This window comes from Candidatus Bathyarchaeota archaeon, from assembly GCA_023131225.1.
GTDB lineage: Archaea > Thermoproteota > Bathyarchaeia > Bathyarchaeales > SOJC01 > JAGLZW01.
This window is the reverse complement of the sequence record JAGLZW010000046.1, coordinates 1-19770: the sequence shown is the minus strand read 5'-3', so window position 1 is coordinate 19770 and position 19770 is coordinate 1. Positions and strand designations below refer to the sequence as shown.

Sequence of the window (19770 nt, the reverse complement as noted above, 5' to 3'; positions counted from 1 at the left end):
TTTGTGGGTTGTGGGGGGGGGTAGGGATATCTGAGTCAAAGGTTAAATATCGGAAGAATCTTGTTTTATGGTGTGCCAACCATGGGAAGGTCAGATGACTTCAGGGATTCATTCCGTGAAGTTTTGTGGATAGCGAAAAGCACTGTGACCACGTTTTGGTTCTGGGCGCCAATATTCTATATGGCATATGTCATTGTTCAGCTGTGGCTGGTGTTTTTTGTTCATCCCTTCACACTTGCAATATTGCCTATAGTTTTGATTATTTATAAAATTCGAATGGAAAATAAGCGGTTCAGAGCTAGATATGGGCTTGCAAAGGTGAAACGTGTATCTGGGACTCATGGGTTGGGAGCAGGTCCTGAGCCTGTGGGAAAAGTTGAGTGGGAAGTTGAACGGGCTGTAGAGCATTATATGGATTTATTGAAAGACGAGAAAAAACGTGAATAAAGCGAAATATGCATGGCCGATCAGATACAAGCTAGAGTCATAATGGATCGAGCCTGAGGTAATAAATTACATTTTTCCAATCCTCACGGCTAGAGCAATTTTAACAGAAAAAAGGAAAAAGGGAAACCCGCCTCTCTGGCATTTCTACCAGTTGCGAGTGGGCGTTAGCAGCTCTGTCCATAGTTTGAAGCTATTGTTACCAAGTCGTAGATATCGACAAGGCCGTAGAGTGGTGCTACGTCTGCTTCAGGATTCCAGTCAGGGTCACCTTCATGTGAACCGTAAACATCCGCTGCAAGGACTATATCGAAAATGTCGACTGTTCCATCGCCGTTTACGTCGCCGAGGATTTTGAACTTCACGAAACCATTGACGTAAATGTTATTTGTCAAATTAAGCTCGTAGGGTACCGGGCTGGCTTCGGCGCTTATTGTATAGTTGCTGCACGGCGCTAGACCTGTTGTGTTCCATACGAAAACCAAGGTAGTGTTTTGGCCTGCTGGCAAATTGAAAACTGTTTGTACTCCAATAACGTTGCTGTCATAGTAGGCTGTCACATTGAATGTTTCTGTTGTGTCTCCCAAGTTCGCGGCAATAACGGTAACATCCACATCTCGTCCAGGGTATACTAGGTTTTTGGATGGTTCTACATCAACAATTGCAACGTCTGCAATGAGAGTGCAGAAGAACCCGTCTCCGACATCGTGCAGTATCGAACCTCCATATTGGTCGGTGAGTACAGTGTCGTGGAGGTCTAAGATGGTGCAGCCATAACTTTGAACTTGGAAGTAAATAGTCACCATCGTAGTGTTGGATAGTATTGTAATCGGTTCAGCAGGGGAATAGTAAGTGACGTTGATGGCTATATTACCAGCTTGATCGTCAAGCGAGATTTCAGTTGTGAAATGAGTGTCGTTCGTGGGGGGGAATATTATGGCGCCTAAGCAAGTTAACACATCGGTGTCATAGGAGAGGTGAAATGCGTAGACGTAAAGATCGAAGACGTCGTCTATCTGTATGTCGATGCTGAACTCAGAGCCTGGTGTCAATGTTGGGTCAATTAACTCAGGGGGGTCAACAAAAAGTTTAGCTTTCAACACGTTGCTGAAGTAGCCATCTACGGGTTCGTTGTATGGAATGGCATCTCCCCAATCGTCGACTAGGGTGATGTTGTATAGATCGAGCGCGCTTTCACCAGTGTCAGCTATGTGGAAGGTGATTGTTGCTATTGTAAGGTCACCAGTTATGGATGGGGAGGCAAAAGCTGCAACGCGCATTCGACCTTCTGTTTCAAATATCTCTATTGTAACTGGAGATGTGAATATCGGATTCGCGGTAACGTTCGCCACATCTAATATCGTAGTGTTGTACCTTAACCAGAACTCGAGTGCTTCAAGGTCAACAACTCCATCGAGATTTACGTCAACAGTGAAGTTTTTGCTGGGAGTTAAGTCAATGTCTATGATTTTGTTTGGGTCTACGTATATTTCAGCGGGAGTTGCGACATAGTTGGAGAAGAAACCATGCTCGACGTTATGAGTGATGGGTCCAGTCTTGCTAGCAAGGTCGCTGGAGTAGATTTCTATCAAGCATTGGCCTGTGGCTTTGACATGGAAGGTCATTTCGAAGAATGTTCCAGTCCCGTTGAAGGATGGGGCTGGAAACATGGAACTGGCGGCTAGCCAGTATATTCCAGCTGTCGCGTTGACTTCGTTTTTTAGTTGCATTATTGGTTCATGGAGAACGCCTTCGGGATAGGTTTCAACTGGCATTTTCGCGGTGTGGCTAACGTAGTCTAAGATTGCTGGATCCCAACGTAACTGAATGTCAAAGCCGAAGAGACCCGTAACGTTTGCAACCTTTACTGTTATGGTAAAATCCTGCGATGGAAGTAAGCCTGTGACTGTGGGGGGATCAACGTAAACTAGAGGTGTTTCTTGTGAGAAGACTATGTTGGAGTTAAAGATTAGTGTTAGCACCAGCATCGTTAACAATGTGGTGGGGACAATTTTCTTTCTCAATTTGTTCTCCCTTCTCTTAGAAGAAAGATGGCTTTTTCTTGATTTAAAGGTTCTGGAGTAATCTTCTGTCCCAAGTTAAGGAAAGACTCCTGTGTCAGTATTCTGTTCCATATCTTCCGCTGGCGAGAACCACGTTGAAAAGGTTGCGCGCGCTAGATAGACGAGCACTTGTACCAAGCTTTCCAAGCTCTGTTGAATGATTCCCGTGACTCTTTTTGTCTTTTTCTTCTATGGAGCAACGCAATGATCAGAAGTAGGATAAGAAGAACTAATATGAAGCCTATTAGGTAGATTAGCCAATTTGGGATAAGCATTGGAGAGATTCCTGAGGTGATTTCAACAGTGCCATCCAGTAAAGTGTTGTCCTCGATGTTTGTTTCACCGTTCACAGGAGTTGCCCATGCTTTAACAACGTAGACACCAGATGAAACACCCAAAGTATCCCAAACAAACGTCACATCCAACTCACCTTCTGGAACCAAAGACACAACCAGAAAAGATGAAATCACGTCACCATCAAAATACGCGGTAACATTAAAAGTCTCAACCTCAGTGCCATTATTCTTAACAACAACCACAACAACAACCTCTTCTCCAACCCTGACTACAGAAGGAGAAACCGTAACGTTAACAACAGACACATCATGCAAAACCTCAACCAAAGGCGGCAAAACAGTCACGTTACCACCCACCAAAAAGTTATCAGAAACCTCTTCCTCCCCAACCACAGGATGCGCAAAACCGCTAACAACGTAGACACCAGATGAAACACCCAAAGTATCCCAAACAAACGTCACATCTCTCTCGCGGTCTGGTAAGAGAGAGTCTATTGTTAGCGTTTTGATAAGGTTAGTAAAATTGTAATATGTGCTTAGATTGAAAGTTTCGATTTGGTTGCCTTTGTTCTTAACTGTAACGTTAACAAAAACTGCTGAGCCCGCATTAACGACCGAAGGCGAAGCAATAATCCCAACAATCGCCACATCATGGTTCACTATTACTTCTGGCATTTCAACCCTTATGATTCCGTCAATGTAAGTATTGTCCTCGATCTCAGTTTCATTTGAAAGCAATGGGATGGACGCGCTTATTATGTAATTGCCTGGAGTCAGAGCAGAGGTGTTCCACCTAAGATTTAGTCGCGTTTGAGTGTAGGGTGTAAGGGACTCGACGGAGAGTGTTTCAACTAGTGTTGAATTGAAGTAGATATTAACGTCGAAGTTCTCAGTCTCTGTGCCTTCATTTCTAACTGTTACGTTGAGATCCACAGTTTCGCCAATATCGATTGCTGATGGCGCCGAAGCAACTCTAACAACGGCTACGTCGTGAAATTTAATATCAAGCGGTTCTTTCGGGGCTATGTAAAAACTCGTGTTCACTGCTGGGCAATAGGGTACTCCTCCTAGGCTAGGTAGAGCCGTTAGAACGGATGCGTACAAAGTAGCCGTTCCAACTACTGCCCATTTTGGAAGATTTAAAGCACAGTACATACGCACAAGTGTTTCATTTGGCTGTACCCAAATGTTGTCCAACTTTAGGAAAGAAACTGGGACGTTTATCTCGTCTTGAATTACGAGTGCAATAATTGCCTTCTTCTCAATCATAGATATGCTTCTAAAAGCAATTTCCACACCTACATCACCGCCCATTCCAAAACTTGTTTGATTAATTAGCTTCTCATCAACAGTTCGTAGCGAAACGATCTTTACGATCCAATCTACCTTAAATACAAGTGAATCCTCAAACTCTACACCACTAATCTCAACTAAGCCAGACACTGTCCAATTTCCGAAAATGGTACTCTCATTGTTAACTGATGGAATAGTGAAACTAACTGAAGCCAGTCCAGTTTCATTTGTTTCTGCAACTCTGTGGAAAGAGATGGTTGTGGAATTAGATGGCCCTTCGATCTGGAACATGACGAGTGCATTTTGTAGTGGAATGTCGTTATAGCTCACGAGGGCATAGAGCCAAACTTTTTCTCCGGGATGGAAAGCATCGCTGGGTGCTTTTGGGCCTCGACCAGCAAATGGATGCTTCTGAGTAAAAACATCTATTTTTCCGGATTGACTCATTGCTACATTCATGGCTACGCTTGGAAGAATGAACAAAACTAGCAAAACTAACGCTCTACCAATGCTTGATCTTGCTCGCATCGCTTTTCCGGAAGAAACTTTGGAGGGAAAACGAGTTAAATCGTATTCCGTGGAAAGCAATATTACGATAAGAGATGTATTTGGTAATGCTTTTCTTAACCTAGTCCGCTTGTTGTTGCTGCTCATTATATGTATTTAGCAACTAAGCATGTAGCCTCCTAATAGCTACAGCTACAGCTACCGCTCTTGTCCTTATCCTAGCTTTTTTCTTCTGCCTAGAAGCTGCGTCAACACCAACCGAGAGTGTTATGGACGTGTGTTCCATGCATGTTTTAGTATTGGGTTCCGTATCTAGAAGCGACTATTACAACGTCGTAAATGTCTATTTTTCCATCTGGCTCGAGGTCTGCTTGGATATTCCAGTCGGGATCGCCGCTTGTTACTCCATAGAGAGCTGCTATCGGAACGACATCGAAAATGTCAACATCTGTGTCTCCATCAAAATCGCCGAGACCTTTAGTCGTTGTTGTTCCATATGTTATGTTGTTGTCTGCTGTTGCGGTTTCGTTTGGGAGGATGTCTGCTTCGGCTGATATTGTGTAGTGAACGTACAATGGTAGTCCTATTGTATTCCATTGGATGTCCACGTCTGTTTGTATTTGTGGGCCTAGGTTGGTAATTGTCTTAGTTTCTATTATTGAACCATTATAGTATGCGGTGACGTTGAATGTTTCTGCGTATGTTCCTTTGTTTTTGACGCCTATTGTTATCGTTACGATCCAGTCTGAATAGATTTCGTCCAAGCACTGTATTGATGTTAACGCTATATCATGTATTTCGGCTATTGAGACAGATTTGGAGGTGGTGTTCCAGAATCCTTCCGAGTCGGTTACATTTAGGGTTACGGTGTAGTTCCCAAAGTTTGTATATTCGTGAGTTGCTATTTTGTTTGTTGAATTTTGTCCATCGTCGAAGTCCCATACGTAGCTTATTATTGTGTCGTTGTATCCTTCTGGAGATGAGGATGAGGCGTCAAAGATTATGGTGTAGTTTGGGTTAGCCATTGGCGGTTTTGCAACGAATGATGCTACGGGAGGTGCTTCTACATCTTCAACTTGGAACGTGGTCGTTGCGGCTTCTGAGTAGTAGCCACTGTACCATGCACAAACGTTGACTGTGTAGGTTCCGGGGATGGGCTCGGGTGAGAGTTGGAAACTAGTTATGTAGGTTCCGTTTTGAACTGGTTGGTTTGGGATCGGGTTGTCTGGAAGCTCTTCGTATATTGATTCTATTATGGTAAAGTTCGCCATTTTTTCTGGGCATAGTGGATATCCACCGCCTTCTGGCCATCCCGAGTAAACATTTGCATACGCTGGAGCATTGCCTACAGAAGCCCATTCACTGATTTGTGTACTTAATAGAGGAGCTGCTGATCCCTCCGGGTTCAGGGTTAGGGCTACTGACCTAAGATTTAAAGGGATAAGGGTACTGTCGTAGATGTTAATTGTTATCAACACATTTTGAGAGGTAAATTTATTGTTTTTGACCGTGACAAAAAAGTATGTTAATTCTCCTCTTTCAACTTTGCTTTGAGGGTGACCTCCAGCATCTGATAAGTAGAAAGAAACTATTTCCACTCCCCAATTTTCGGAGTTGCCAGTGCCAGTTGGGATTGTTCGAGCAACCATCGGATTGTTCAACGGATCGTCTACTTGGATTCCTATGAGCCCTCGATCAACAGGAAACCCTCGGAATGTTACGCCCCCATGGACTTCTACTGTTTCCCTAAGCACATAAGAGGATTCATCTGTTGAAACTGTGGCTACCAGTTCCCCCACAGGTGAAAAACCGGGAATTCCCATCATAGCTAAACTATATAATGCTATAAGCATGTACACAAGAAGTCTTTTACCTTTCATACTTGTTCTCCCTTCTCAACATTATTATCAGCTTTTAATATGTTAATAAACGTTCTGGATTTATTTTCTACTTGAGCATTATGCCCAGAAGTTGGATTTTTATACAAAAAAAATAAGGGGTATGGAGTTTAATAGCGGTTTCTGAGCTTATGGCTCAGCCCATTCAGCTAGTATGGTAAAGTTCTCGATGTATACTGGTGTTTCTGCTGACCCGCCGTTTTGCGGGAAGCCGTTCAAAGCGCCAACGTATATTGTTCCCATTGGTGGACGAGCCCACTTCACTACGTGTACAGTGAGGTTGAAGCTACCTTCGGCGTACTGGCACCATTCTGCGCCTCCAATTTCGATTACGACGAAGCCGAAGCCGAATGGTACACCTGATGCGTCGACAGCGGTCACGGTGAATGTTATGTTGTAGTTTACCATTGCGTAGGTTCCATAGTGTACTGTGATTACTATGTCTTCGCAGTGCTTGTACTCTGGTTTGTTTAGCTCAACGTCGAATATTCGGACCTTGTAGTCGTACTTGAATTCCATTGTGTCGTTAACTATTACGCAGGCAACGTCAACTGTGGCCCAGACCTTCCATTTCCCGAAGATAAGTTCTGGATCGTCACATGGCCATGGCATCCTTACATTCACGCAGGCTACACCGTATTCGTTTGTTCTGCCGTACATGATTGTGAAGACTTCGCCATTTGGATATTTAATTTCGAAGGCAACGTCCTTGTTCTGCTCTGGCCAGCCAGCGTACGTCACGTTAGCACAGAGGCATAAGCATTTCTGAGGCCATATCATGCCACCAGACTTGTCTTTGCCTACTCCCTGATGGGGGTCTGTGCACCTGTAAAGGTCAATGAATCCGCCTAGAGCCCTGTAAGGTGCTGTGTACGTTGCGTCTTCCACAACGTGCGGTAGAGGTACTGAGTATTCCTTGTTGTGCCATGGGCAGAAATCACGGTCTGGATGCGCGAACCCTGCAACTTTCACTATAGGAGCCACGCCGAAGTACCGATCTGTTGGATCGTCTTCGCATATCCATGGTTTTCTGCTGGTGTAGAGGTCTACACCGATGCCTTCCACGTGATATGTTCGGTTTTCACCGACCAAATCTTCGAAGAATTTCAAGTAGTCAGATGGGTTCACCAGTGTGTTGCCGTCGCTGTCTGTCCAGCCTACAACAGTGTAGTCTCTCCAAGCGCGTGGATACTCTTCGTCAAAGTCCGCACCGATGGGACTTGTGAGCCACACTAGAAAGTCTGTGTAGCTGCCGCGGAACTGTATGTATCGCGGAATAGGATCAGGGTCAGCGTTGTAATCTATTGCCATGTATGACGCTGCGGTGTAGTTGATCCACCACGTAGAACCAGCAAGCCAGTTAAATGAACCTGGGAAGTATCCCAAAGCCCACCAGCCTTCAAGCTCCCACGCCCAGTCAGGATCATACCACCACTCAGTTGGTGGCGGTGTAGCATAAGCCACAGGATGTCCTGTGCTAGCATCCGAGTACCTGGCGGTTCCGTTGTGCATGTCCACGTAAACGCTTTCAATTCCGCTGGCAACATAGTTAATCCAAGGCCAACCGTTTAGACTGTTGTTGACACCGTCCTGCCAACACTCGTTGGTTACATTCACATCTATGGGTTTTAGCAGCTCAATTAAGTCTTCATCAGCATGGACAATGTAGTCTACGCCTGCAGTTAGAGTATAAGTGTAATTGTCCGGCGTGAAGGGCAAGGCAGTTACAGTGATGCTGTTCACAGAGGCAACTGGTATTGAGAAGTTGCCTGTCCAGTAGGGGACGCCGAAGCCGTTGTACGGATCGTCAGTTCCCACGTACCTTCCTGGCAACCCGTTGTAATCCAGGTTGTCTGGACCGAAACTTGCAGCCCAAATGTAGTCTTCAACTGTTTGGAAGGGTTGTTGTGTCAGGTTAAGGGTGCCGGATATTTCTGTTAGGTTGTAGTCAAAGTAGAAGCCTGTGGTTGTGTGGTTTAGTATGAATTGGTCGCTTGGACTAAGTACGTCGTCGCCGTTGTCTTCCCAGCTGGTCAACTCGAACGGTCCAGCTAAGAAATCTGGAACCAGTTGATAATAAGTTGTGCCCACCGGATAGGCAATATCGATTAGCCCGCCGATTGAGTCGAATGTGTACGCGCCATAGGTTAATGGGTTTTTCAATGTGACGGGGGCAGTTGGTGGCGGAAATTCTGTTGACTCGTAGATTACGTTGAAGGTAACGCTGAACATTTTTATCTGTCCATATGGAGCAGTGTGAGGTTCACCATATCCAAAGAAGGCCGCGTGTGCTGTTCCTGCCACGTTGTCAGTGTCGTTTGCAGTTACAATGATGCCGTCAGGCCAGAAGGCTTCAAAGGTTCCGTCAGGATCAATAGTTACACTTATCGCCTCTATCAAGGTTGGGTCGAAGTTCATGTATACGTCGATTCCGCCGACATCCCAGAATGGGTCCAAGTCGGTGTCGCCTTCTCCAAGCAGCCATACATCGTAATCGAATAGTTCACCAAGTGCTGAGGCTTCATAGTATGATGGTCTTATCTGCAGCAGAGGCACCGGAGGATAATCGACTGGCATGTACCAATGCCTAATCGTACCGTTTTCAATAGTGGCGTCGATCTGACCACCAGCGCCTGCGGGAAGTTCGACTGTGAGGTTCAGGTACGTGTAGAAGAACTGTGTGGGGTCGCCGAAGGGCAGGTTAATTGCCCTGAAAGTCATGGTGAAGACTGTTCCGTCGCCGTCGAAGGATGGTCCTCCGAGGGTGGCGAAGGCTGCCCAGTAAGTTCCTTCTGTCGTGTTAACATCGTCTTTAAGCGCCAATGGCGGATTGTGGATAATTCCTGCGTACGGGCTTGGTGGTTGAACAGTTGGATAGCTTTCAACAGTCATGGTTTGGGTGTGATTTACGTATGAAAGGTAAGTCGTGTTCCACTGCATCTGAACATCTAAACCTGCAAGGTCAGTAACGTCCTCGATTACGCAAGCAACGGTGAACGTTTGACCGTTACTCGTGACATCGGCTTGTGGTGAGGGTTGAGGATAGAATCTGACAGTTGTCGCCTGTGCGAATACTGAGGGTGTTAGTACTATGAATAAGCTGAGCAAAAGTGTCGATGTAAGCAATATGCTAATAGCTTTCTCCATCTTTAGTTTCATCTATTTTTTTCTCCTTTCTCTTCAGCAATTATTACAACTACCACTTCTATAATTAAAGGTTTCTGGAAGATTTCTCTATTCACTAATTTGTCTATAAAACCCCAGCTTTACATGGTTACCGACATCCAGCCCAAGCACATATACTAATCACCAAACAAGTACACTAGACAAAAAAACCACACACCATCAGTCAGAAAGACTTAATATCAAAAGCGTATTCGATTACCTAGACAAACACTAAGGTGATAAATTGAGAAAAATTCCACTCAGTGTTGGGTGCATCATTCTGTTCGCAGGAATCATAATCTTTTCATTAGCTAATTATGCCATTGAAACTCCTGAGAACCAGCTAGTGGAAAGAGTTAAGGATCTACCCTACGGACAATGGAAAATCTCGAAACAATTTGACAGGGGCGAAAAAATATTTGTAGCATTTGCAGGACCTAAACTGATAGACATCCCGAATGGCGTTCCGGCTATCGCTACAATTTGGATAAACATCACTGATCCAACAGGTGGTAATACCACTCTGAGAGCTGATTTTCGGGTAAACTTAGTCACAAAAAAACCAGAACTCAATATTACTCTTGAATCAGAAAGCAAAGGCCTAATTGTCGATAAATCTAAACTGGGAACCTCCAATGATTCTCCAGAGAATCTAGGCGGAGAGACACAACACGACGGCAATTACACAGCATACGTGTACAGCTATGGTATCGCAATGGCAAGGTATTATTACCCTCCCGAGTCAGACTTGCCACGCCTTGACTTGTGGAAAATAGTTTTGAAAAAGGAATACTCTTTTGGCAACCTTCTGCCAGTTGGAGTAGCATTGATCGTGGGAGGCGCTTTCCTATCTATCTGGGCGGCGAGTACCAAACAATCATACAAGTCACGAAGAAAAGATAGACAAAAATGATCTAACGCACATGCTTAAGCCTCAACTACAAGCAACATAGAAAGAAGAAAGTGTTATTTTTCTGAACTGTAAAGGTGACAAGCAACGCAGTGGTTCTTACCAACATCGATCAACTGCGGTTCTTTTGTACGGCATATATCTCCTATGTAGGCAGGACAACGAGTATGGAATCTGCAGCCAGAAGGCGGGTTAATGGGACTCGGAATCTCTCCCTTGATAACCGTTTCAACACGTTTAGCCGTAGGATCAGGAACTGGTACAGCATCAATTAACGCCTTTGTATAAGGATGAAGAGGCTCAAAAATAATCTTTTCCGTCTCACTCATCTCCATGATTTTGCCCAAGTACATTATGCCAAGACGGTCACACATATGACGTGAAAGGGCTAAGTCATGGGTTATGTAGAGGATCGAGGAAGCATATTTCTCCACCAAGGAAATCATAAGGTGCAGGATTTCAGCTCTAATAGAGACATCAAGCATGGACACAGGCTCATCTGCAACTATAAACTCAGGGGTTATAGCGAAAGCCCTTGCAACAGCGACTCTTTGCCTTTGTCCCCCACTAAGTTCATGAGGATATCTTAGGACAAACTTCTTGGGAGGTGTCAATTCAACATCCTCCAGCACTTGATTTACTCTTCTATCTACCTGATCCAGGGCTATCCTCTGCAATAATCTTAAAGGCTCAGCAACTATATCTCTTATAGTCATTCTAGGGTTTAACGACTCATAAGGGTCTTGAAAGATTATCTGCATTTTCCGTCGAAACGGTTTCATCTCGGATTCTGAAATTGACGTAATATCTTTACCTCCAAAGTAGATTTTTCCACCAGTAGGTTCAATTAGTCTCAGTAAAAGTCTCCCCGTAGTGGTCTTTCCGCTACCGCTTTCTCCAGCCAAGCCGAAAATTTCACTCTTTCTTATGTCAAATGAAACATCATCCACAGCACGTACAGCCATTTCCTCCTTCGAAAAAACTGCTCGAAACAACCCCACCTTAATGGGAAACCACTTTTTCAGATTTTCAGCCTTTATTATTAGATCTTCCATGTGTTGCATCCTCTTTTAGTCTTTAACCAAATGGCACGCTACAAAATGATCCTTTGATATTTTGAGCAGTTTAGGCACCTCTTTCTTACATATATCCATAGCGTATTTACATCTCGGGTGAAATCTACACCCAGGAGGCGGGTCAAAAAGGTCTGGTGGGGAACCTGGAATGGATACCATTTCTTGCTTTTCAGCCTTAATACTTGGAAAAGATCCTATCAGATCTACAGTATATGGGTGCAATGGTTTCTTGAAGATTTTCACGATGTCTCCGTGCTCGACTAAGTATCCCGCATACATAATACAAATCTTCTGACATACCTCAGCAATCATCGAAAGGTCATGGGATATCATAATGATTGACAAATTCAATCTATCCTTTAGCTCTCTCATCAATCTTAGAACCTGTGCTTGTACAATAACGTCTAGAGCTGTTCCAGGCTCGTCAGCGATGACCAACTCTGGATTGTTACACAGAGACATAGCTATCAATGCTCGTTGTTTCATTCCCCCACTAAACTCGTGAGGAAAATTATCCACTCTTGAAGCGTCTATCCCTACCATTTCTAGAAGTTTTGCGGCTCTTTCTTTTGCTTCTTTTCTGGTTACTTTGGGTTCATGCAATTTAATGGCTTCAACGATTTGATCGCCTACTTTATAAAGTGGGTTCATAGCGTTCATGGCACCTTGAAATATCATTGAAATCACCTTCCATCTGATGCGTTTCCGCATTTCAACCTCGCTCAAGCTGACAATGTCGGTGTTTCTCACCAAAATTTTTCCATTGATTATTCTACCATTTGAAGGTAGAATTTTAAGTAAAGAAAGAGCGATAGTGGTCTTACCGCATCCAGACTCTCCTGCCAACCCCATGGCTTCTCCTTTTTCCAGTTGAAGACTAACGCCTTCTACAGCCTTTACATATCCTCTGCCTATTAAGTAGTAAGTGGACAAATTCTGAACGTCAAGTATCGCCATGCTTGATCACTCACATCTTCTTCTTCCTTCTATTAACAGATCTTGGATCTTATAGAGTAACAAGAAGTATTGTTTATATAAGCTTTAAGCCATGCAACTCCTTTTCTTGAATTTGTTTGTCTTGTTTCAAAAATGCTTAAAGGGAAGCATTACTTTAGCAAAAGAGTGCTTAGAAAGGGGGAATGCTGCACGGAAAACCGATACACTGACAGAAACGTTGATCTCATGCTCTTAAGTGAATGGGTTGAGCGATTCTTTGAAAAGAAACTTTTTAGGACAATTAGAGAAGAGAAGACAAAAGCGCACAGAATTACTGCCAGACCTACATATGTACATAAAGTTTTAGACAGAGTCACCGTTTGTATTTCTGGCGACCCAAACGATTTTGTGTTGCAGTTTATTACTGGGGCCCGTTCCAATTTGTTCGTGAAGCTTGGTCTACTCACAACTTTGTTTGGTGGCGGGATTGCATTTTTGCGCGGTATCAAATCGCAAGAAGCTGAAGAACAGCTTGAGAGAAACTTCTGGACTTACGTGAATGAAAAAATTGATTTCATAGCTGGTTCAGCTCGCACCTGAAAAGCCAGATGACGTAGATCTCCCTTTTATCGTGGGTTGCTAACGAAGGCTTTTGTGCTAACGTCTTTTCCTCAGCCTTGGGTTCAAAATTTCGTCAAGGGAGAATCCCATTAGGATGAAAGCCATTGCCATCAATGCGATTGCGAGGCCTGGAGGTATCACCCAGAACCAGTATTCACCAATTCCTTTCACAACAGCCGTTTGGGTCTTACTGAAGTCGAACAGCATTATGCCCCAAGAAGGTATATTGATATCGCCCAGTCCAAGCCAAGCTAGGGATGCTTCCGCAATTATGGCGCCTGGAACAGATGTTGCCAATGAGATGTACACTAAAGCGAATACATTAGGAACGATGTGGCGGAATATTATGTAGTTTTTGCTTGCTCCGGCGGCTTTGGCGCTTTCAATGAATGGTCTTTCTCGCAGGCTAAGCGTCATAGATCTCACAGTTCGTGAAAAGCCCATCCACCCCATGAATATAAGTACGCCTATTATGTTCCAGATTGATTTACCGAGCACTGTAACTAAAACTATTAGCAGCGGCAAGCCTGGTAATACTAAAAGAAAGTCTGCGAATCGCATCAGTCCTTCATCAACCAATCCGCCCACGTACCCCGAAACTAGCCCTACAACCAGTCCAATCAATACAGAAAAAACTGCTGTGAGAATCCCAATCATAAAGGAGATTCTAGTTCCATGTACTAACATCGTGAAAAGATCTCGTGGGGAGGCCTCGGGGAACGATGAGGTACCCAGCAAGCCGAATGCTTCACCATACAATATTATTTGCAAGTTGTCAACATAAACTCTTAAATCGGAATTACTGCCTTCCGGATCGAAGATCGTAACCACGAACTCGTATGTGTAGTTCCCGGCTTTAGTGAATATTGTTTCTTCTATTATAGACAGTTCTCCTAGCGTAGTTCCTGCTTTGCTGTACCATTTTGTCTGGTTCGCTTCACCTATGAGTACGGATTTCGGTAAACTAATCGTTTTAACAAGAATTGCGTCTGGTTCATTCCCTCTGCGAAATTGGAGACTAACCTCAATGGGGAAATCGGGTATTATAGGCGTTTTGTTCTCTACAGAGAGAGAGTAATGCCACCAGAACGACTGTGGATTGTTTTCATAAGGATATTCGAAGCTTTTAGCAAATGTTATGCTTGCCTTACTATCCTGAGGAGCAGCTTGGCCTTCTTCACGTTTGTATAATATCTCGATGCATCCATCATTGTTGTGTTGGCCTCTTGTTTCGTTATATTGCACTGAGGTGTATGTAGGATTGTAGATTGATACCCATTGTTCGAAGACCGTTCTTGAGGCTAATTCATGATTTTCTGTCAGTAGAATGCTTTCTGCAAGCTGATGCATGCCCAGAACTGACTTGTACCATATTGGAACGCAAAGTTTCTCAGCTAGCTTTGGTTGCTCACCGCCGGGGTAATATCCGGGCCACTTTGGGTTTAGCGGGTCTAACGGTGATATGAGCGGAGCAAAGATGGCTACAAAGGCGAAAAATATAATGATTCCTACTCCAAGTACGCCTCGTTTACTTTGCTTATATTGATTCCAGAAACCCTTGAACCTTTGAATCGTGAAGGAAAATTGTTCTTTGCGTGATGGCATATTTGATTTCACCCATACTTTATTCGCGGATCTATTACACCATATAGTATATCTGCTAAGAAGTTTGCTATGATTACTAATAGCGCCATTACAAAGAAGAATGCTTGCATTACCGGGATATCGTTCCTTTGTATGGCATTCCACAATAGTAATCCCATGCCTCCATATGAGAAGACTGTTTCAGTTATTATGGCTCCAGATATAAGGAAGCCGAAGGTTAATGCAACACTGGTGATCAACGGCAATGAGGCGTTTTTCAAGACGTGTTTGAACAGAATTGTTCTTTCGGGCAGTCCTTTGGCTCGGGCTGTTGTCACGTAGTCCTCGGTAATTGTTTCGAGGACTGTGGCTCTTGTTAGGAGGACCCAGCCACCGAACAAGAAGATGAAAAGGGTTGTTGCTGGAAGAACAATCATATAGAGGCGGCCGGCAATAAATTCTAATATAGAACTCGGGGGGCGAATAGCCCAGATTTGAGGTTCAACTCTCCCCACTTCAAACAAACCTAGGTAGATGGTGAAGAAGGAAAGCATAAGCCAGCCTATCCAGAATACTGGGACCGAATATGTTCCCAAGGAAGCAGTGACCAAAAAAGTGTCTAGTGAGCTTCCTCTTTTATAGGCGGCTATTACGCCTAATAGGATTCCTATTATCATTGCGCCAATTTCGGCAACGCCCATAAGCAGCAAGGTATTGGGGAGTACCATTATTATGTCGTTCTGGACATAGTCCCTTGATTCATAGCTGTATCCAAAATTCCAAGTGAACATGTTTGTAACGTATAATATGTATCTTTCATGTAAGGGCTTATCAAGACCGTATATCGCCTTTAGTTCTTCAAAGCGTTCCTCAGTCATTTTACCTCTCAGATCTCGTACATATTTATCTAAAGGACTACCTGGCATTAAGTTGAAAAGAAGGAAATTTACTGATGCAACCAAGAAGATCAATAAAACCATGTAGACTAATCTTTTAGCGATGTAAGATTTCAAAGCCATCGATAGCCACCGCTAAAATTAGAGTCCCGCTTTGTATTTAAGCTTTAGTTTCACGTTCACAGAACATTCACGTGTATGCGTGTTAACGAAAACTTATCGGATATGACTTTCACTTTGCTAAAAAGTAGCGAGCTTAAATGTGCGCATCTATTCTTCAATTCAAAAAGTCGCTTAGAATTTCTTAAAGATATAAAAAGGGGGGGTGGAGTTGTTTTCGTTTTATTTGCCTATGGAGGCACGTCGAATGATTGGCCGTATTTACTGGTGATGCTGACGATGTCGTAGATGTCTATCTTGCCGCCTTCAGGCGCCAAGTCTGCTCCTGCGAACCAGTTGGAAGACGGTATGCCTGTTCCTTGAGAACCGTAGGCGCTAGCTGCTAGAACGATGTCGTAGATGTCAACCTTGTAGCCGCCGTTTGATTTCCTGATCCAGTCAATCTCGCCCAGCAGAGGTTTCTCCATGTAGTAGAATGCAGACTTTTTCAGCGTCAGGCTGCCACCTATTCCACGTGTAAATGCAGTTGCGTACCACGAGCCACATCCTTCAAAAGCGTCCGACCAATGCAAGTTACCAGGTGTAAATCCTTTTGCATCTTCCGCGCTCCAGTAGTTTATGACAAGAGTTCCAGTTTTAGTTGTATTCACCCATACATCAGCACGTCCTAGAGGACCTTCGCGTTCTATGTGCCATTCTGAGCCTCGAGTTAGCGACACGGCATCGATGGATATATCGACAACCCAGTATACTTTGTGGCTTAGACCCAGAAAACCAGCGGGGCCAGTCCAGCTCCCGCTCCAAGCACGGCTTGTGTTGCTCAAACTGCCCTTTCCAAGCAGGTTAAATGACTTGAAGGGTGGTGTAGCGTAGTAGGCGTTCCAATAGCCACCGGTGTCGAAATAGATTTCAATAGTATGGGAGCCAATAATGTTCATGTGGTGAACGTCTTGTACGTCTGGAACGAACCAGCCGTCATTGAGTTGGAAGTCGTACCAGATGCTGATATAAGCGTGGCTTGCGTTAACGTTTTCTAGCTGGTTACCAGTCACGGGTTCCACGAAATAAGCATCGGTTCTAAACGTGTATGTGACTTTTGTCTTGTTCTCGCCGCCATCATCCCATATATCAACAAGCCGCTCCGTGACGAGGCCGTCTTGGTCAGCTGAAAGGTCATATGGGGGTACATCGACGCCGCCGTACATGTTCATCCTGTCAAGGTTCTGATAGTCGTAGAACCAACTTGAGTATATGATGTTCATGCCTATAGGTGCACCTTTAGGTCCATATCTGATGGCTGATCCGTCTACCTTGTAGGCGTTCAGGAAGGTGTAGCTGTTTTCAGGTCCAGAGCCTGCCATGTTAACGACGCCTATTAGATTCTTGTTCCAAGGCCAGAAAGATTTTGCGCTGAACAACGGGATGTTCACACAGATTTCTGTCATGTATCCTGCAGCGATTTTGGTGAAGTTGATAGCCTCGTCATATGTGTCGGGATAACGACAACCTTCAAGAAGCGTGTCGAGGTAAGGATGAGTGCCATTGCCCGTCACGTAGTTAGGTCCGTAGGAATACGTGAAATCGGAGTGGTATAGGCCGTGAAGAGTTATTGGTGGGAATCTTCCCACACTCCAGCCACCGGTGTACATGTGGTAGTCAAAAGCGCCCATCACTTTGTCGTAGAGACCGCCCATGTCAGCCTCGAGGGCGTTCACGGGGATACCGTGTTTCTTCATGTTACCATAAGTCAGCCTTCCAGCCTGAAGCCTACGAGTGTCGTCGGTTCGCACGCAAACTACCAAATCGTCCAAGTCCTGTCCAGCCTTAGAGTGGCCTGCAGGATAGGTTCGAATGTACTCGGCTGAGCCTGGAAAAGCAGCATCGTAGGATGGGTTTGGCGTCGTGCCCTGATAGAATCCCTCTGCATCCAAAGCGGTAGCCGCTGCAATAGGGTCATACTCGTACGGATAGTAGGGATACATCATCGTCTGGTTTCCCCAACCGCTATATGCAGCTGCAATCATCTGGTCAATTCTTTCAGCGAATCCGCCACAAGCCTCGTCTACAACCCATTCCTTGTCGGTCAACCATGCCATGGCTTGCCTAAAGCCTGCGTAGTTTGTCGGTGAACGTACCCCTGGGTAAGTGTCGATAGAATAGTTGTTGTTGATGTCATGCTCGTAAAATCCGCTGTCAGCAACAGCGCCGAGAACGATGTTAGCGTCGGCACTTGCATCCACATACAAGTCAGCTGTGATTTCATAACCAACAGCGTCAATCTGGTCAGCCTTCAAGGCAGTGTAAGCTGACTCCACGTCGCCGTAGTAATAGATAATGAGATCGTCACTTCTTGCACCTTTCTCCGCTAATGTAGGAAGTGGAAAGATAGATACCATTAGTAGAATCGTAGCAAATAGTATAGCACCTGAGATTGTTTTCAGTTTCATTTTTTCTTGTTCTCCTTTCTTTTTTTCAGCAATATGCAAATAAGGTACTTCCTAATAAAAAGGTTTCTGGAACATTCCTCTATGTAAAATCATGGAAAAAAATGTGCCTGCGACATTTTTTTGCAGACGAGAATTGTCATATTAGTCTCTCGCATACATGTCTGCTGTAAAATTTACATAGCGTTTTTCCCGAAAAAAGAAAAAACTTTTTTACATAAGTGTTTATCATATTGTCTGCTAAACATGGAGTATAATTGGAGGAAAAAGTTTGTCATCTTACGCAGGACGAATATTACGTGTTGACCTTTCAACCGGAAAAACCGAAACAGAACCATTGAAAGAGGATTTGGCTAAGCAGTATATTGGAGGCATAGGACTTGGCATCCGTCTACTCATGGACAACTCTAAGCAAGGTACTGATCCTTTCAACCCGGATAACCCGTTGATCTTTGTGACGGGCCCACTCAGCGGCACCATGGGACCGACTGCAGGAAATGGCTACGCAGTAGTATCGAAGTCACCTGCAACTGGAGGAATAGCTGAATCTAAAGCTCACGGTTTCTTTGGACCTGAATTGAAACGAGCAGGCTATGACGCGGTAATCTTTACAGGAAAATCTGAAAAACTCGTGTACGCGTGGATCGACGACGACTCAGTCCACCTGTTGGACGCTCAGCACCTGAAAGGAAAATCACCCTACGAAACAGATGTGGCCATCAAAGAAGAACTAGGTGACTATTACATCCGCGTATCGGCAATAGGCGAGGCAGGAGAAAAACTCGTCCGTCTCGCATCAATCATAAATGATGAGTTCAGAGCAGTTGGAAGAACTGGCATGGGCGCTGTGATGGGCTCCAAAAACTTGAAAGCCCTAGCTGTTCGCGGCACAAAAGATGTAAACGTTGCAGACCTCGAAGGATTCAAAGAATTCATAAAAATGATTCATGAACGCATGAAAGGCCCAGCAACCAGAAAATACAGAACCCTGGGAACAACTGAAAACGTCCTCGTTCTAAACGCTCTAGCAGCTTTACCAACACGAAACTTCACTCAAGCCACCTTTGAAGGAGCAGAAAAAGTCAGCGGAGAATACTTGAACGAACATTACATCAAGAAAATCATCGGGTGCGCAACATGCGCCATGCGCTGCGACCATATTGCAGTAGTTCCAGAAGGCCCATACAAAGGATCAACCTCAAGAATGGAATTCGAATGCCTATGGGCACTAGGACCAAACTGCGGTGTCGATCGCTTGGACGCCATCATTGAAGCAATGCGCCTATGCAATTATTATGGCATAGACGGCATCTCCACAGGAGTTATCGTCGGCTTCGCAATGGATCTGTATGAAAACGGAATTCTCACAAAGGAGAACACTGACAATTTGGATCTCCGCTTTGGAAGCCATGAAGCACTCATAGAAATGGTGAAGAAAATTGGTGCTCGAGATGGCTGGTTGGGCGACGTACTGGCAGAGGGAACTAAGAGGGCGGCTGAAAAAATCGGCAAGGGCG

13 protein-coding genes are annotated in these 19770 nt (G+C 44.5%); 4 read left to right on the top strand and 9 right to left on the bottom strand.

From position 1 onward, the window contains the following. The first annotated feature begins 81 nt into the window (after positions 1-81). Positions 82-447: a hypothetical protein gene (locus KAU88_10050; GenBank protein ID MCK4478846.1), complete on the top strand. Its 366-nt coding sequence runs from the start codon at positions 82-84 to the stop codon at positions 445-447. Positions 448-611: 164 nt separating this feature from the next. Here the strand turns inward: KAU88_10050 and KAU88_10045 are convergent, their stop codons facing one another. The 4 genes from KAU88_10045 to KAU88_10030 all read right to left on the bottom strand — a co-directional run bounded on the left by KAU88_10045 (position 612) and on the right by KAU88_10030 (position 9660). After that, positions 612-2468: a hypothetical protein gene (locus KAU88_10045; GenBank protein ID MCK4478845.1), complete on the bottom strand. Its 1857-nt coding sequence runs from the start codon at positions 2466-2468 to the stop codon at positions 612-614. A gap of 152 nt (positions 2469-2620) precedes the next feature. Next, positions 2621-4750 (bottom strand): hypothetical protein, encoded by a 2130-nt coding sequence (locus KAU88_10040; GenBank protein MCK4478844.1) that lies wholly within the window; start codon positions 4748-4750, stop codon positions 2621-2623. Positions 4751-4896: 146 nt separating this feature from the next. After that, positions 4897-6483: a PKD domain-containing protein gene (locus KAU88_10035; GenBank protein ID MCK4478843.1), complete on the bottom strand. Its 1587-nt coding sequence runs from the start codon at positions 6481-6483 to the stop codon at positions 4897-4899. A gap of 147 nt (positions 6484-6630) precedes the next feature. Then, on the bottom strand, positions 6631-9660 hold the full coding sequence (locus tag KAU88_10030) for a hypothetical protein (GenBank protein ID MCK4478842.1): 3030 nt from the start codon (positions 9658-9660) through the stop codon (positions 6631-6633). A gap of 250 nt (positions 9661-9910) precedes the next feature. Between KAU88_10030 and KAU88_10025 the strand changes: the two genes are divergently transcribed. Next, positions 9911-10579 (top strand): hypothetical protein, encoded by a 669-nt coding sequence (locus KAU88_10025; GenBank protein ID MCK4478841.1) that lies wholly within the window; start codon positions 9911-9913, stop codon positions 10577-10579. Between the two features lie 53 nt (positions 10580-10632). Here KAU88_10025 and KAU88_10020 read toward each other — a convergent pair whose 3' ends face one another. Both KAU88_10020 and KAU88_10015 read right to left on the bottom strand, forming a co-directional pair. After that, the gene (locus KAU88_10020) at positions 10633-11631 is read right to left on the bottom strand and encodes an ABC transporter ATP-binding protein (GenBank protein ID MCK4478840.1); all 999 of its coding nucleotides are present in this window, start codon (positions 11629-11631) and stop codon (positions 10633-10635) included. A 15-nt stretch (positions 11632-11646) separates the two neighbouring features. Further along, entirely contained in the window at positions 11647-12609 is a 963-nt protein-coding gene (locus tag KAU88_10015; protein MCK4478839.1) for an ABC transporter ATP-binding protein, read from the bottom strand. A gap of 165 nt (positions 12610-12774) precedes the next feature. On the opposite strand from KAU88_10015, the gene KAU88_10010 reads away from it, so the two are divergent. Further along, a complete protein-coding gene (locus KAU88_10010) occupies positions 12775-13188 on the top strand; it encodes a hypothetical protein (GenBank protein MCK4478838.1) in 414 nt (137 codons plus the stop codon). A gap of 57 nt (positions 13189-13245) precedes the next feature. On the opposite strand, the gene KAU88_10005 is transcribed toward KAU88_10010, so the two are convergent. From KAU88_10005 to KAU88_09995, 3 genes are all read right to left on the bottom strand, one after another. Then, the gene (locus KAU88_10005) at positions 13246-14814 is read right to left on the bottom strand and encodes an ABC transporter permease (protein MCK4478837.1); all 1569 of its coding nucleotides are present in this window, start codon (positions 14812-14814) and stop codon (positions 13246-13248) included. Between the two features lie 8 nt (positions 14815-14822). Then, on the bottom strand, positions 14823-15812 hold the full coding sequence (locus KAU88_10000) for an ABC transporter permease (GenBank protein MCK4478836.1): 990 nt from the start codon (positions 15810-15812) through the stop codon (positions 14823-14825). A 227-nt stretch (positions 15813-16039) separates the two neighbouring features. Further along, the gene (locus KAU88_09995) at positions 16040-18256 is read right to left on the bottom strand and encodes a hypothetical protein (protein MCK4478835.1); all 2217 of its coding nucleotides are present in this window, start codon (positions 18254-18256) and stop codon (positions 16040-16042) included. 268 nt (positions 18257-18524) lie between these two features. Between KAU88_09995 and KAU88_09990 the strand changes: the two genes are divergently transcribed. After that, a partial coding sequence (locus tag KAU88_09990; protein MCK4478834.1) for an aldehyde ferredoxin oxidoreductase occupies positions 18525-19770 on the top strand: 1246 nt, incomplete at its 3' end.

Excerpts from the sequence above, each read along its gene's own strand:
- KAU88_10050 (MCK4478846.1), top strand. The coding sequence starts at position 82 with ATGGGAAGGTCAGATGACTTCAGGGATTCATTCCGTGAAGTTTTGTGG.
- KAU88_10040 (MCK4478844.1), bottom strand. The coding sequence starts at position 4,750 with ATGAGCAGCAACAACAAGCGGACTAGGTTAAGAAAAGCATTACCAAAT.
- KAU88_10035 (MCK4478843.1), bottom strand. The coding sequence starts at position 6,483 with ATGAAAGGTAAAAGACTTCTTGTGTACATGCTTATAGCATTATATAGT.
- KAU88_10030 (MCK4478842.1), bottom strand. The coding sequence starts at position 9,660 with ATGAAACTAAAGATGGAGAAAGCTATTAGCATATTGCTTACATCGACA.
- KAU88_10020 (MCK4478840.1), bottom strand. The coding sequence starts at position 11,631 with ATGGAAGATCTAATAATAAAGGCTGAAAATCTGAAAAAGTGGTTTCCC.
- KAU88_10015 (MCK4478839.1), bottom strand. The coding sequence starts at position 12,609 with ATGGCGATACTTGACGTTCAGAATTTGTCCACTTACTACTTAATAGGC.
- KAU88_10005 (MCK4478837.1), bottom strand. The coding sequence starts at position 14,814 with ATGCCATCACGCAAAGAACAATTTTCCTTCACGATTCAAAGGTTCAAG.
- KAU88_10000 (MCK4478836.1), bottom strand. The coding sequence starts at position 15,812 with ATGGCTTTGAAATCTTACATCGCTAAAAGATTAGTCTACATGGTTTTA.
- KAU88_09995 (MCK4478835.1), bottom strand. The coding sequence starts at position 18,256 with ATGAAACTGAAAACAATCTCAGGTGCTATACTATTTGCTACGATTCTA.